Consider the following 13900-nt stretch of genomic DNA (forward strand, 5'->3'; position numbering starts at 1 on the left):
CGCCGGGCCGGAAAACAATTCCCGTTCCACTTCCGCTTCCGTCACCCTCTGCGTGTTCTCGTGGCTGCGCGGTCTGCGGTGCGCGACCATACGGACGCCGATACACGCTCGATTATCGGCGCCGTTCGTGAGCAGAGGGAAACACCGAGACAGGAAGAAGGACTGACGTGTCCGGCAGCGAAAGCGAGAACCCGGTCATCCCCGCCCCGACCCCCACGCCGACTCGCCCCCGGGCGAACCGGGACTGGTGGCCGAATCAGCTGGACCTTCAGGTTCTCCACCAGAACTCGCCACTGTCCGATCCGATGGGTGAGGACTTCGACTACGCGGAAGAGTTCGCCTCCCTGGACCTCGACGCGCTGAAGCAGGACGTGTTCGAGCTGATGACGGCCTCGCAGGACTGGTGGCCCGCCGACTACGGCCACTACGGGCCGCTCTTCATCCGGATGAGCTGGCATGCCGCGGGCACCTACCGCATCGAGGACGGCCGGGGCGGTGGCGGCTCCGGCGCCCAGCGCTTCGCCCCGCTCAACAGCTGGCCGGACAACGCGAGCCTCGACAAGGCGCGCCGTCTGCTCTGGCCGGTGAAGCAGAAGTACGGCCGGAAGATCTCATGGGCCGATCTTCTGGTTTTCGCCGGTAACTGCGCGATGGAATCGATGGGGTTCAAGACGTTCGGTTTCGGATTCGGACGAGAGGACATCTGGGAGCCCGAGGAGGTTTTCTGGGGGCCCGAGGACACGTGGCTCGGGGACGAGCGCTACAGCGGCGACCGGGAACTCACCGGTCCTTTCGGCGCCGTGCAGATGGGACTGATCTACGTCAATCCGGAAGGGCCCAACGGCAATCCGGATCCGCTCGCCGCCGCCAGGGACATCCGCGAGACGTTCAAGCGCATGGCGATGAACGACGAGGAGACGGTCGCGCTCATCATCGGCGGCCACACGTTCGGCAAGTGCCACGGCGCGGTCGGTCCCGACTACATCGGTCCGGAACCCGAGGCCTGCCCGATCGAGCAGCAGGGCCTCGGCTGGAAGAACTCGTACGGCAGCGGCAAGGGCGTCGACACGCTCACGAGCGGGCTGGAGGGCGCCTGGACCTCCGAGCCGACGAAGTGGGACAACGGGTACCTGGACAACCTGTACCGCTACGACTGGGAGCTGACGACGAGCCCGGCCGGTGCGCAGCAGTGGACCCCGAAGGACCCCTCGGCCCAGGGCACGGTGCCCGACGCCCACGACCCGTCGAAGCGGCACGCTCCCATGATGCTGACGACGGACCTCTCGCTGAAGCTGGATCCGGTCTACGGACCGATCTCGAAGGCCTTCCACGAGAACCCGGACCGGCTCGCGGAGGCGTTCGCCAAGGCCTGGTACAAGCTGCTGCACCGCGACATGGGCCCTCTCTCGCGTTACCTCGGCCCGTGGATCCCGGAGCCGCAGCTGTGGCAGGACCCCGTACCGGGGGTCGATCACCCGCTGGTCGGGGACGCGGAGATCGCCGACCTCAAGGCCCGGATCCTCGCCTCCGGGCTGTCCGTCGCCCAGCTGGTCACCACCGCCTGGGCGGCGGCTGCGAGCTTCCGCGGCACCGACAAGCGGGGCGGGGCCAACGGCGCCCGGATCCGGCTCGCTCCGCAGAAGGACTGGGAGTCCAACGCCCTGCCGGAGGTGACCGAGACGCTGCGCGCCCTGGAGCGGATCCAGCAGGAGTTCAACGGGTCGCAGGCCGGGGCGGCGAGGGTGTCGCTCGCCGACCTGATCGTCCTGGGCGGGTGCGCGGCCGTGGAGCAGGCCGCGAAGAAGGCCGGGCACACCATCACGGTCCCGTTCGCACCGGGGCGCACGGACGCCTCGCAGGAGCAGACCGACGTGGAGGCGTTCGCCGTACTCGAGCCCAAGGCGGACGGGTTCCGCAACTACCTCCGGGCGGGAGAGAAGCTCGCACCGGAGACCCTGCTGCTGGACCGCGCCAACCTGCTGACTCTGACCGCCCCCGAGATGACGGTCCTGGTCGGCGGCATGCGGGCCCTGAACACCGGCTTCGGCGGGTCCTCCCACGGCGTCCTCACCCAGCGGCCGGAGACGTTGACCAACGACTTCTTCGTCAACCTGCTCGACATGGGTACGGAGTGGAAGGCGTCGGCCACGGCGGAGAACGTGTTCGAGGGCCAGGACGTCGTCACGGGCAAGCCCAAGTGGACCGCCACCGCCGTCGACCTCGTGTTCGGTTCGCACGCCCAGCTCCGGGCCCTCGCGGAGGTCTACGCCTCCAAGGACGCGGGAGAGAAGTTCGTACGCGACTTCGTGGCGGCCTGGGACAAGGTGATGAACCTCGACCGGTTCGACCTCGCCTGAGCCCGAGGTCCCGGCCGGCCCGCACCGGCCGGCCGGGACCTCGCGATCCGACCGGTGCGCGTGGTGGCGCCCGGGCACCGCGCGGTCGCAGGGCTAGGCTCGGCGCATGGCACTGGAGTGGGAGCAGCTCGTCGTCGACGCCGGGGACCCGGCCACCCTCGGACACTGGTGGGCGCAGGCCCTGGGGTGGGTCGTCGTGAACGACGATCCGGACGAGTACGAGATCCGGCCGGCCCCCGACCGGCTGCCGGGGCTGGTCTTCGTACCGGTGCCGGACGCCAAGACGGTGAAGAACCGCCTCCACCTCGACTTCCGCCCCGACGACCAGGAGGCGGAGGTACGCCGCCTGCTGGCGCACGGCGCGCGCCCGGCCGACGTCGGGCAGGGCCCCGACGTGACGTGGGTCGTGCTCGCCGACCCGGAGGGCAACGAGTTCTGCGTCCTGGCCCCACGCCGCACCTGACCGGGCGGACCCACCGCCCGATCAGGCGGGTTTCGGGGCAGGGTTGCGCCCCTGGTCAGACGGACCAGGGGGAGAGAACGCGCGGGTCGCGGACGTACGCGCAGTAGCTTCCCGTGCGGATCGTGCGGTCGAGGCGGTCGGGAGCTCGCGGGCCGCATCCCGTGCCGTCTCCACGTCGCCGCGGGCCAGGGCGATCCGCACCTGGGCGTCCAGCAGTGGTGCCCGGCGCAGCCCGGTGGTGGGGGGCAGCTCCTTCGACGGCACGGGCAGCGGCCGCGCCAGTGCCTCCCGGATCGAGGCGGCCGCCGTGTCGATGTCGTCGGCGGCGGGCCGGACGAGCGAGAGCCCGGGTTCGGGATCCCATCCGAGGCGGTGCGCGGCGAGCAGCGCCTCCTCGGCACCGCTCAGGTCGCCGCCCCGCAGCCGGATCCGGCCCAGGAGCTGTCGGTCAGCGGCCAGCCCAGCTCTCGGCGGAGGTAAGGGCGCAGCTCGTCGCAGGCCCGCAGCACCTGCTGCTCGGCGCCGGCGCACTGGCCGCGCGGGCGCAGAATCTCGGCCCGGTGCACCCGGCACCGGCCGTGCAGGCTGCCGATCGCGTCCCGACCGCCGCGCCCGGCAGGCGGCGTGCCTGCCGGGCGCCGGGGCCGGGCACCGCGGACCGGCTACGGACCGGCTACTGCCAGTCCTCCCACGGCGGTTCCTCGTCCAGGTCGAAGGGCGGCTCTTCGTCGACCAGGCCGGCCGGGACCGGCCGGGCGGATCCGGCCGGCCGCGCGGCGGCGGCAAGCCCGAGCCCGGCGGTGGCGGCAGCGGGGACAGGGGCAGGGGCGGTGGCGGGGGCGGCGGCATCGCACTCCGCCAGGGTGTCCAGGACTCCCTGGGCGTACTTGGCGAGCTTGGCCTCGCCGACCCCGCCGATGGTGCCCAACTCCGCCTCGGTGGCCGGAAGTCGCGTGGCGATCTCCCGCAGCGTCGCGTCGTGGAAGACGACGTACGCCGGTACGCCCTGCTCCCGCGCCGTCGCGGCCCGCCAGGCGCGCAGCGCCAGGAAGAACGGCTCGGCCCCGGCCGGCAGGTCGACCGGGACGCGGGCGCCCTTCCCGGAGCGCGACCCGGACTCCTTCTTCGCCGGGCCGGCCGGCGCCTTCTCCTTGCGCATCGGGACGCTGCGGCGCCCGCCCAACACCTCGCCGCTGTCGTCCGTCAGCACGAGCGTCCCGTAGTCGCCCTCCACCGCCAGCAGCCGCGACGCCAGCAGCTGGCGCACGACCCCGCGCCACTCGGCGGTGCTCAGGTCGGCTCCGATGCCGAACACCGAGAGCGCGTCGTGGTCGAACTGGATGACCTTGGCCGTCTTCTTGCCCTGCAGGATGTCGATGATCTGGCCGGCGCCGAACTTCTGGCGCCGCTCCCGCGCGAGCCGCCACACCGTGGACAGCAGCTTCTGCGCCGGGACCGTCCCGTCCCAGGACTCGGCCGGCGTCAGGCAGGTGTCGCAGTTGCCGCACGGTTCGCCCGACTGCCCGAAGTACTCCAGCAGCCGCGTCCGGCGGCAGTCGACCGTCTCGCAGAGCGCCAGCATGGCGTCCAGGTGCATGCCGAGGGACCGGCGGTGGGCCTCGTCGCCCTCGGAGCCCTCGATGAGCTTGCGCTGCTGGACCACGTCCTGCAGGCCGTAGGCCAGCCACGCCGTGGCCGGCTCTCCGTCGCGGCCTGCGCGGCCGGTCTCCTGGTAGTAGCCCTCGACCGACTTCGGCAGGTCCAGGTGCGCGACGAAGCGCACGTCCGGCTTGTCGATGCCCATGCCGAAGGCGATCGTGGCCACCACCACGACCCCGTCCTCCCGCAGGAAGCGCGCCTGGTTCGCCGCGCGCGCACGGGCGTCCATTCCGGCGTGGTACGCCACGGCGTCGATGCCCTGCTCCGCCAGGAAGGCCGCGGTCTTCTCCACCGAGGCCCGCGAGAGGCAGTAGACGACTCCGGCGTCCCCCTCGTGCTCGGTCCTGATCAGGTCCAGCAGCTGCCGCTGCGGGTTGCTCTTCGGGACGATCCGGTACTGGATGTTCGGCCGGTCGAAGCTGGCGACGAAGTGCCGGGCGTCCTCCAGACCGAGCCGGGCGACGATCTCGGCGTGGGTGGCCTCGGTGGCCGTCGCGGTGAGCGCGATCCGCGGCACCTTCGGCCAGCGCTCGTGCAGCATGGACAGCGCGAGGTAGTCGGGCCGGAAGTCGTGGCCCCACTGGGCGACGCAGTGCGCCTCGTCGATCGCGAAGAGCGACACCTTGCCGCGGTCGAGCAGCCGCTGGGTGCCCTCGGAGCGCAGCCGCTCGGGGGCCAGGTAGAGGAGGTCCAGCTCGTCGGCGAGGAAGGCCTGCTCGACGGCCTGCCGCTCGTGTGGGTCCTGCGTGGAGTTGAGGAACCCGGCCCGCACCCCGAGGGCGGTGAGCGCGTTCACCTGGTCCTGCATCAGTGCGATGAGCGGCGAGATCACCACGCCCGTGCCGTCTCTGACGAGCGCCGGGATCTGGTAGCAGAGCGATTTGCCGCCGCCGGTGGGCATCAGGACGAGGGCGTCGCCGCCGCCGACGACCTGGTCGATGATCTCCTGCTGCTCACCGCGGAAGGAGCTGTAACCGAAGACGCGGTGCAGCACCTGCAGAGCATCGGAGATTTCGTGGGAGGTGTCGGGAGCGGCCATTCGAGAAGCCTAGCGGCACGCGCCGACACCCCTGCTCCGCTCACCGGAACCTGTGGACAACCGGCCGGTCCGGCGACGGGCAGACGGCCGTCGCGCCGACGCTCGGGCCGGCGCCGCCCCCGCCACGCCGGGCCTCCCACCAGGGCCGAGGCGGCTTCGGCGGCCTCCGCGTCAGGGAGGCGTCAAGAGATCCCGTGCCGCCGTATGGAGGCCGTCAAGGCGTGTGAACGCCGTGGTGAAGAGGGGGTTGTCTGGTCATCGGCCATCTGGCCGATTCACTTCACCCACTTCATCCAGGAGCTCACGATGGCCGATCTGGCCTTCGTCGTCACCACGGTCGCGGTGTTCGCGCTGGTGGCTCTCATCGCCCGAGGGGTGACCAAGCCGTGACCGTCGAAAACATCGTCGGCCTCGCGGTCGCCGTCTCCCTGCTCGGCTACCTCGTCCTCGCCCTCGTGTACCCGGAGAGGTTCTGAGCACTGCCATGAGCCCCGTAACCGCTGGTGTGCTCCAGCTGCTCGCCCTGATCGCCGCACTCGCACTGGCCTACCGCCCGCTCGGCGACCACATGGCCCGCGTCTACTCCTCCGAGAAGCACTACACACCGGAGAAGTGGATCTACGAGGCCATCGGCGCGAACCCGTCGGCCGAGATGCGCTGGCCCGCCTACCTCCGCGCCGTCCTCGCCTTCTCCGCCGTCGGCGTCCTCTTCCTCTACCTGCTCCAGCGCGTGCAGGGCGGTCTGCCCGGCTCGCTCGGCTTCACCTCGATCGACCCGGACCAGGCGTTCAACACCGCCGCGTCCTTCGTGGCGAACACGAACTGGCAGTCGTACTCCGGCGAACAGGCCATGGGCCATGTCGTACAGACCGGCGGCCTCGCCGTGCAGAACTTCGTCTCCGCGGCGGTGGGCATGGCCGTCGCGGTCGCCCTCGTACGCGGCTTCTCCCGGTCCCGCACCGGTGAGCTGGGCAACTTCTGGTCCGACCTGGTCCGCGGCACCGTCCGCATCCTGCTGCCCATCTCGGTGATCGGCGCGATCGTCCTGGTCGCCTGCGGCGCCATCCAGAACTTCGCCGGCATCCACGAGGTCGGCCGGTTCCTCGGCGGCCCCCAGCAGTGGAACGGCGGTGCGGTCGCCTCCCAGGAAGTCATCAAGGAGCTCGGCACCAACGGCGGCGGCTACTTCAACGCCAACTCCGCCCACCCCTTCGAGAACCCCACCCCCTTCTCGAACCTCTTCGAGATCTTCCTGATCCTCGTCATCCCGTTCGCGATGACCCGCACCTTCGGCCGCATGGTCGGAAACCTGCGCCAGGGCTACGCGATCCTCGCCACCACGGGTGTCATCTGGATCGGGTTCACCGGCCTGATGATGTGGACCGAGTTCGCGCACCACGGCCCCGCCTTCGACGTCTCCGGCGGCGCGATGGAAGGCAAGGAGACCCGCTTCGGCATCGGCGCCTCCGCGATCTTCTCGGTCGCGACCACTCTCACCTCCACCGGTGCGGTCAACTCCTTCCACTCCTCCTACACCGGGCTCGGCGGCGGCATCCAGCTGCTCGGCATGCAGCTCGGCGAGATCGCACCCGGGGGCGTCGGCTCCGGCCTCTACGGCATGCTGATCATGGCGATCATCGCCGTGTTCATCGCCGGCCTGATGGTCGGCCGCACCCCCGAATACCTGGGCAAGAAGATCGGCACCCGCGAGATCAAGCTCGCCGCCTGCTACATCCTCATCACCCCCGCCCTCGTCCTGTGCTTCACCGCCGCCGCGATGGCCCTGCCCACTCCGGGCAACTCGATGACGAACACGGGCGCGCACGGCTTCTCGGAGATCCTCTACGCCTACACCTCGGGCGCCAACAACAACGGCTCCGCCTTCGCCGGCCTGAACGCCGACACCCAGTGGTTCAACAGCACCATCGGCATCGCCATGCTGCTCGGCCGCTTCCTGCCCATGGTCTTCGTCCTCGCGCTCGCCGGCTCGCTCGCCGAGCAGAAACCCGTACCCGAGACCGCGGGCACCCTCCGTACCGACAAGCCGCTCTACGCGGGCCTCCTCGTCGGAACGATCATCATCGTCACCGGACTCACCTACTTCCCGGCCCTGGCGCTGGGTCCGCTCGCCGAAGGGCTCGCATCATGAGCACCGCCACTCCCACCAGGGCTCCGCACCAGGACGTGCCCACCGGTCACCAGCCTGGCGCCGGGCGCGTCGGCGGGGGCCTGTTCGATCCCAGGCAGCTGCTGAAGTCCTTCCCGGACGCGGTCCGCAAGCTCGACCCCCGGATCATGATCAAGTCCCCGGTCATGTTCGTGGTCCTGATCGGCTCGGTCGTCACCACCGTCCTGGCGGTCAAGAACCCGACGGACTGGTTCGGCTGGGCGATCACCGCCTGGCTGTGGCTGACCACGATCTTCGCCAACCTCGCCGAGGCCGTCGCCGAGGGCCGCGGCAAGGCCCAGGCCGACACTCTGCGCAAGGCCAAGACCGACTCCGTCGCCCGCCGTCTGACTCGGGACGGCAGGAGGGAGGAGCAGGTTCCGGGCATCGGGCTGAAGATCGGTGACCTGGTGGCCTGCGAGGCGGGCGACATCATCCCCGGCGACGGTGACGTCGTCGAGGGTGTGGCCTCCGTCGACGAGTCCGCCATCACCGGCGAGTCCGCGCCCGTCATCCGCGAGTCCGGCGGCGACCGCTCGGCCGTGACCGGTGGTACGAAAGTGCTCTCCGACCGGATCGTCGTCAAGATCACGACGAAGCCCGGCGAGACCTTCATCGACCGCATGATCGCCCTCGTCGAGGGCGCCGCCCGGCAGAAGACGCCCAACGAGATCGCTCTCAACATCCTGCTGGCGTCCCTCACCATCGTCTTTCTGCTGGCCGTGGTGACCCTGCAGCCGTTCGCGATCCACGCGGGCGCCGAGCAGTCGATGATCGTGCTGACGGCCCTGCTGGTCTGTCTGATCCCCACCACGATCGGCGCGCTGCTGTCCGCGATCGGCATCGCCGGCATGGACCGGCTGGTCCAGCGCAACGTCCTCGCCATGTCGGGGCGCGCGGTGGAGGCCGCGGGTGACGTCTCCACGCTGCTCCTGGACAAGACGGGCACGATCACCCTCGGCAACCGCCAGGCCTCGGAGTTCGTCCCGGTCAAGGGGACGACGGAGGCGGAGCTGGCCGACGCCGCCCAGCTGTCGTCGTTGGCCGACGAGACGCCCGAGGGCCGCTCCGTCGTGGTCCTCGCGAAGGAGAAGTACGGCCTGCGCGAACGCCACCAGGGCGAACTCACCCAGGCCGACTGGATCGCCTTCACCGCCCAGACCCGCATGTCGGGCGTCGACGTGGACGGCAGGAAGACCCGCAAGGGGGCGGCCGGCTCCGTCATCACCTGGGTCAAGGAGCAGGGCGGCGAGGTCTCCGACGACGCCGACCTCGTCGCCGACAAGATCTCCGAAGCCGGCGGCACCCCGCTCCTGGTCGCCGTCCACGACGAGAAGGGCGCCCGCGTCCTGGGCGTCATCCACCTGAAGGACGTCGTCAAGGAAGGCATGCGCGAGCGGTTCGGCGAACTGCGCCGCATGGGCATCAAGACCGTCATGATCACCGGCGACAACCCCCTCACCGCCAAGGCCATCGCCGAGGAAGCGGGTGTCGACGACTTCCTCGCGGAGGCAACGCCGGAGGACAAGATGGCCCTCATCAAGCGGGAGCAGGCGGGCGGCAAGCTCGTCGCGATGACCGGCGACGGTACGAACGACGCCCCCGCCCTCGCGCAGGCCGACGTGGGCGTGGCGATGAACACGGGCACCTCGGCCGCCAAGGAGGCCGGGAACATGGTGGACCTGGACTCCAACCCCACCAAACTCATCGAGATCGTCGAGATCGGCAAGCAGCTGCTGATCACGCGCGGTGCCCTGACCACGTTCTCCATCGCCAACGACGTCGCCAAGTACTTCGCGATCATCCCGGCCATGTTCGCCGTGGTCTACCCGGGCCTCGACAAGCTCAACATCATGGGCCTGTCCTCGCCCGAGTCGGCGATCCTCTCCGCCGTCGTCTTCAACGCGCTGATCATCATCGCCCTGGTCCCGCTCGCCCTCAAGGGCGTCCAGTACCGGCCCACCAGCGCCGACAAGATGCTCCGCCGCAACCTCGGCCTCTACGGGGTGGGCGGACTGATCGCCCCGTTCATCGGCATCAAGACCATCGACATGCTCATCTCCCTCATCCCCGGGCTCTCCTGAACCAGGAACGTGCTGATCTGCCATGAACACTTCCGTATCCACCACGGCACGACTGCTCGGGGCCGGGCTGCGCGCCCTCTTCGTCCTGACCGTGATCTGCGGGGTCCTCTACCCCCTCGCCGTCACCGGCATCGCCCAGGTCCTCTTCCACGACAAGGCCAACGGCTCCGGGATCAAGGACGAGAGCGGCCGTGTCGTCGGCTCCTCCCTCATCGGCCAGACCTACCACCTCCCCAAGCAGGCTCCTTCTGATGCCTCTACGGGCGACGACCCGGAGGAAGCCGCCAAGCCGGACCTCAGGTGGTTCCAGCCGCGCCCCTCCAACGGCCTCGGCTCCAACAGCGTCAACACCCAGTACTCGCTCATCCTCTCCGGAGCCACCAACCGCTCCGCCGACAACGGCGCCGTGGGCGGCCACTGCACCAAGGACGCCGAGGAAGGCACTCTCTGCGCCCAGGTCATCGCCGCCAAGGAAGCCGTCATCGCGGACAACTCCACCACCGGCTACCACGTCAGGCCCGAGGACGTACCGGCCGACGCCGTCACCTCCTCCGGCTCCGGCCTCGACCCCGACATCTCCCCCGAGTACGCCGAGCTCCAGATCCACCGTGTCGCCGAACAGAACAAGCTCGACGTCCAGCAGGTAGAAAAGCTCGTCGCCGACCACACCACCGGCCGCACCCTCGGCTTCATGGGCGAACCCCGCGTCAACGTCCTCGCACTCAACATCGCGCTCGCGGCACTGACCCGGAGCTGATGCTCCACGTCGCCCCGACCTGCGGACCGGCGGGCGCGCACTGCGCGCCCTGGTCGAGGACCCGGGCGGCCCGCGGGGTCTACGCCACGCAGATCGTGCTGGGTGTGAGCCGCCGACGCTCCTGGCAGTACGCCTTCAGTCCCGGCGTCAGCGCCACCGTGGCCCGCGAGTCCGGACCCGACCTCGACGTCCGCATCGTCAGCCGAGGACACTCCCGGCGGCGGTCTCACCATGGTGCTCACCCTCCCCGTGGGCCCCGGGCCGGCCACCGGGCGGCTCTGACCGGCCGCCCGCCCACCCGCGTCCCTTTTTGACGGGACATGGTCAAGATGTCGTAGTCGTCGCCTCAGCAGTGCGTCAAGGCGCACGGACCGCGCCGCCGCCCGCCCTAGCGTCGCTCCCATGGACGGACTCGCCGAGGACATCCACTGGGCCGGTGCGCGACGCTCCGCGATCTGCACGGCCGCGCTGTTCCTCGCGGCCCTTCTCGTGCTGGACGCGGGTGCCGGCGAGCTCTGCGTGCTCCGTTGCGCCCTCTGGGGTGGCCTGGCCGCCCTCCTGTTCGTGATCCTGCTGCCACCCCGGATCTCCGTACGCGCCGGCCGGCTGAGCACTCGCGGCGTACTGGTGGGGCACAGCGTCCGTACCGACTCCCTGGCCTCCCTGCAGTGGTGCGACGGCGTGGCCCAGCGCCTGCTGCTCCGGGACACCGACGGAAGCAGCGTCGAGATCGACCCGACCGTGCTGACCCGCAACCCCGCGATGTGGCACCGGCTGGACGCCGACACCCGTACCTCGGTCGAACGCGGCACCCTGCTGCGGGGCGCCACCGCGCTGCGCGAGCTGGCGGAGCACATCGACCGGGAGACCGCCCACACCGTCTTCAGGGTGTCCGGCCTGCGCTGACGCCCGCGGCGACGGCCTCCGCCGGACGCGAAAGCGGGCCCGGCGGCTCCTGTCAAGGTACGAACAGCCGGGGCTACGGCCCCGCCCCTCCTCCGGGCACGGTGGAAATCGACCGTCCTGCGCCAGTGCAGGACCGACACACCACCCGGATCGGAGCCTTCCGTGTCCCGTCGCGCAGGGGTCTTCGTGACCCGTCGCCCCCGACTCGTGCTCTTCGGCGCGCTCGTGTTCCTCGTCCTGTCCGCCGTTTTCGGCGGACAGGCGACCGGCCGGCTGAAGACGCAGGGATACGACGACCCGCGCTCCGAATCCAGCCGCGCCGCCCACCTGGCGGCCGAGGGCCTGGGGGCGTCCCCGAACCTGGTCGTCGTCGCGCAGGCCCGCGGCGGGTCCGTCGACGACGCCGCGGCCCGGAGCGAGGGCGAGGCCCTCACCGGCCGCCTCGCCGCCCGGCCGCACGTCAGCGCCGTGACCTCGTACTGGACGGGCGGCGCCGCCGAACTGCGCGGCCGTGACGGCGACGCCGCCATGCTGGTCGCGCACGTCGACGGCGAGGGGGAGCGACTCGGAGCCCGGGTCAAGGAGCTGAAGCGGGAACTGACCGCCCCGGGCGCCCCCGAGAAGGCCCTGACCCTGCACGTGGGAGGGACGGCGCTCGTCGACGCCGAGCTCCAGGACCTCTCGGAATCCGACCTCAAGCGGGCCGAGTCCGTGGTCCTGCCGGGAACCCTGATCCTGCTGGTCCTGGTCTTCGGCAGTGTCGTGGCCGCCGCGCTGCCGCTGCTGATCGGCGTGCTGGCGATCGCCGGGACGCTGCTGGTCCTGAGCGTCCTCGGCTCCGTCACCGACGTGTCCGTGTTCGCGCTGAACCTCACCACGGCGCTCGGCCTGGGGCTGGGCATCGACTACGGGCTGCTGATCGTCTCGCGGTTCCGCGAGGAGCTCGCCCACGGGTACCGGCCGCGCAACGCCGCCATCCGGACCGTGCGCACCGCCGGCCACACGATCGTCTTCAGTGCCGCCACGGTCTCCGCCGCGCTCGCGACGCTGCTGGTGTTCCCGCCGTACTTCCTGCGTTCCTTCGCCTACGCGGGCATCGCCGTGGTGGTGATCGCGGCGGTGAGCGCCCTGACCGTACTGCCGGCCCTGCTCGCGCTGCTCGGCAAGCGGGTGAACGCCTGGGCCGTGCCGTGGCGCCGCCGGGTCCACGGCGGCTCGCGGTCGCGTCTCTGGGAGAGGCTGGCGCGGATCGTCGTACGCCGCCCGCTGGTCGCGGCGCTGCCGGTGATCGGCCTGCTGCTGGTGCTCGCGGCGCCGTTCGCGCACGCCGGTTTCGCCACTCCCGACGACCGGGCGCTGCCGGTGGGCGCGTCCAGCCGGCAGACCGGGGACCTGGTGCGCGGCTCGTTCGACATGAAGGGCGCCAGCGCGCTCACGGTCGTCGTCACGGGTACGGCGTCCCCGTCGGCGCGGGAGGACTATGCCCGTCGGCTGTCGGCGCTCCCGCAGGTCGCGCAGGTCGTGGGTGCCGAGGGCAGCTTCCGGTCCGGCGAGAGGGCGGCGGTGTCCGGCTCCGCGGCCGGGTCCGCCGGTGCCACGGGTACCTCCGGCGGCGGACCGGTGCGGCTCTCCGTGGTGCCGCTGGCCGACCCCCAGTCACGCGCGGCCCAGCAGCTCGTGCGTGACATCCGCTCCGCTCCCGTCCCGGCGGGCGCCGAGGTCCTCGTCGGCGGACCGAGCGCGGTGCTGGTCGACGCCAAGTCCGCCGTCGGAGACCGGATCCCGCTGGCGCTCGCCTTGATCACCCTGACCACCTTCGCGCTGCTGTTCGGCTTCACGCGCAGTCTGCTCCTGCCGATCAAGGCGATCGCACTGAACGCCCTGAGCCTGGCGGCCGTCCTCGGGGCCATGGTGTGGATCTTCCAGTCGGGCCATCTGCACCACCTGCTCGGTTTCACGCCCGGACCGCTCAGCACGACCATGCCGGTGCTGCTGTTCTGCATCGTCTTCGGCCTGTCGGTGGACTACGAGGTGTTCGTCCTCGCCCGGATCAAGGAGGCGCACGACGCCGGGCAGGACGATGCGACATCGATCGTCTCCGGCATCGCCCGCACGGGCGGGATCGTCACGACCGCCGGCGCCCTGCTCGCCTTCACCCTGCTGAGCTTCGGCACCTCCCAGGTGTCCCTCCTGCAGTTCTTCGGGATCGGCGCGGGCCTCGGCGTCCTGCTCGACGCCACGCTCGTCCGCGGAGTCCTCGTACCGGCGCTCATGCGTCTGGCGGGCGGCCTGAACTGGTGGGCGCCGCGGCTGCCGAGGCCCGGGGCGCCGCGCCCGGTGGCCGCTGCGCCCCCGCCCCGGAGGTGCCCGCCGGGGCGGTGTCCCCCACCCGGCCGTGCCGCGGTCCGTACGCCCGTCCGCCCGCACGCCCGCGCACCCGCGGGCCGCTGACCGAGCGGGGCACAGAC

General features: G+C 71.1%; 11 protein-coding genes. 9 read left to right on the forward strand and 2 right to left on the reverse strand.

Annotated elements, in window-relative coordinates:
- The first annotated feature begins 167 nt into the window (after window positions 1-167).
- Together katG and IF88_RS0129550 are read left to right on the forward strand one after the other, a co-directional pair.
- Complete coding sequence (gene katG / locus IF88_RS0129545) at window positions 168-2357, forward strand: catalase/peroxidase HPI (RefSeq protein ID WP_030719148.1); 2190 nt, start codon at window positions 168-170, stop codon at window positions 2355-2357.
- A 106-nt stretch (window positions 2358-2463) separates the two neighbouring features.
- Window positions 2464-2820: a VOC family protein gene (locus IF88_RS0129550; protein ID WP_030719150.1), complete on the forward strand. Its 357-nt coding sequence runs from the start codon at window positions 2464-2466 to the stop codon at window positions 2818-2820.
- Between the two features lie 21 nt (window positions 2821-2841).
- Here IF88_RS0129550 and IF88_RS44265 read toward each other — a convergent pair whose 3' ends face one another.
- Both IF88_RS44265 and recQ read right to left on the reverse strand, forming a co-directional pair.
- Entirely contained in the window at window positions 2842-3351 is a 510-nt protein-coding gene (locus IF88_RS44265; protein ID WP_199808156.1) for a hypothetical protein, read from the reverse strand.
- A 142-nt stretch (window positions 3352-3493) separates the two neighbouring features.
- Window positions 3494-5518 carry a DNA helicase RecQ gene (recQ, locus tag IF88_RS0129560; protein ID WP_030719152.1) on the reverse strand — a complete coding sequence of 675 codons (2025 nt, stop codon included), beginning with the start codon at window positions 5516-5518 and terminating at the stop codon, window positions 3494-3496.
- A 204-nt stretch (window positions 5519-5722) separates the two neighbouring features.
- On the opposite strand from recQ, the gene IF88_RS0129565 reads away from it, so the two are divergent.
- The 7 genes from IF88_RS0129565 to IF88_RS44275 all read left to right on the forward strand — a co-directional run bounded on the left by IF88_RS0129565 (window position 5723) and on the right by IF88_RS44275 (window position 13883).
- Complete coding sequence (locus IF88_RS0129565) at window positions 5723-5908, forward strand: hypothetical protein (protein WP_030719154.1); 186 nt, start codon at window positions 5723-5725, stop codon at window positions 5906-5908.
- Window positions 5905-5994 carry a K(+)-transporting ATPase subunit F gene (gene kdpF / locus IF88_RS42905; RefSeq protein WP_037807443.1) on the forward strand — a complete coding sequence of 30 codons (90 nt, stop codon included), beginning with the start codon at window positions 5905-5907 and terminating at the stop codon, window positions 5992-5994. The genes IF88_RS0129565 and kdpF overlap by 4 nt, the downstream gene beginning before the upstream one ends.
- Before the next feature lie 8 nt (window positions 5995-6002).
- Window positions 6003-7667: a potassium-transporting ATPase subunit KdpA gene (kdpA, locus tag IF88_RS0129575; protein WP_030719156.1), complete on the forward strand. Its 1665-nt coding sequence runs from the start codon at window positions 6003-6005 to the stop codon at window positions 7665-7667.
- Window positions 7664-9769 (forward strand): potassium-transporting ATPase subunit KdpB, encoded by a 2106-nt coding sequence (gene kdpB, locus IF88_RS0129580; RefSeq protein WP_030719158.1) that lies wholly within the window; start codon window positions 7664-7666, stop codon window positions 9767-9769. Before kdpA ends, kdpB begins: the two co-directional genes overlap by 4 nt.
- 22 nt (window positions 9770-9791) lie before the next feature.
- Entirely contained in the window at window positions 9792-10526 is a 735-nt protein-coding gene (locus tag IF88_RS0129585) for a potassium-transporting ATPase subunit C (protein WP_030719161.1), read from the forward strand.
- A gap of 402 nt (window positions 10527-10928) precedes the next feature.
- Entirely contained in the window at window positions 10929-11432 is a 504-nt protein-coding gene (locus tag IF88_RS0129590; protein ID WP_030719164.1) for a hypothetical protein, read from the forward strand.
- Window positions 11433-11594: 162 nt separating this feature from the next.
- Window positions 11595-13883 carry an MMPL family transporter gene (locus tag IF88_RS44275; protein WP_078893217.1) on the forward strand — a complete coding sequence of 763 codons (2289 nt, stop codon included), beginning with the start codon at window positions 11595-11597 and terminating at the stop codon, window positions 13881-13883.
- Window positions 13884-13900: the final 17 nt, after the last annotated feature.

Origin of the sequence: Streptomyces sp. NRRL F-2580 (assembly GCF_000720115.1) — a bacterium.
Taxonomy (GTDB): Bacteria; Actinomycetota; Actinomycetes; order Streptomycetales; family Streptomycetaceae; genus Streptomyces.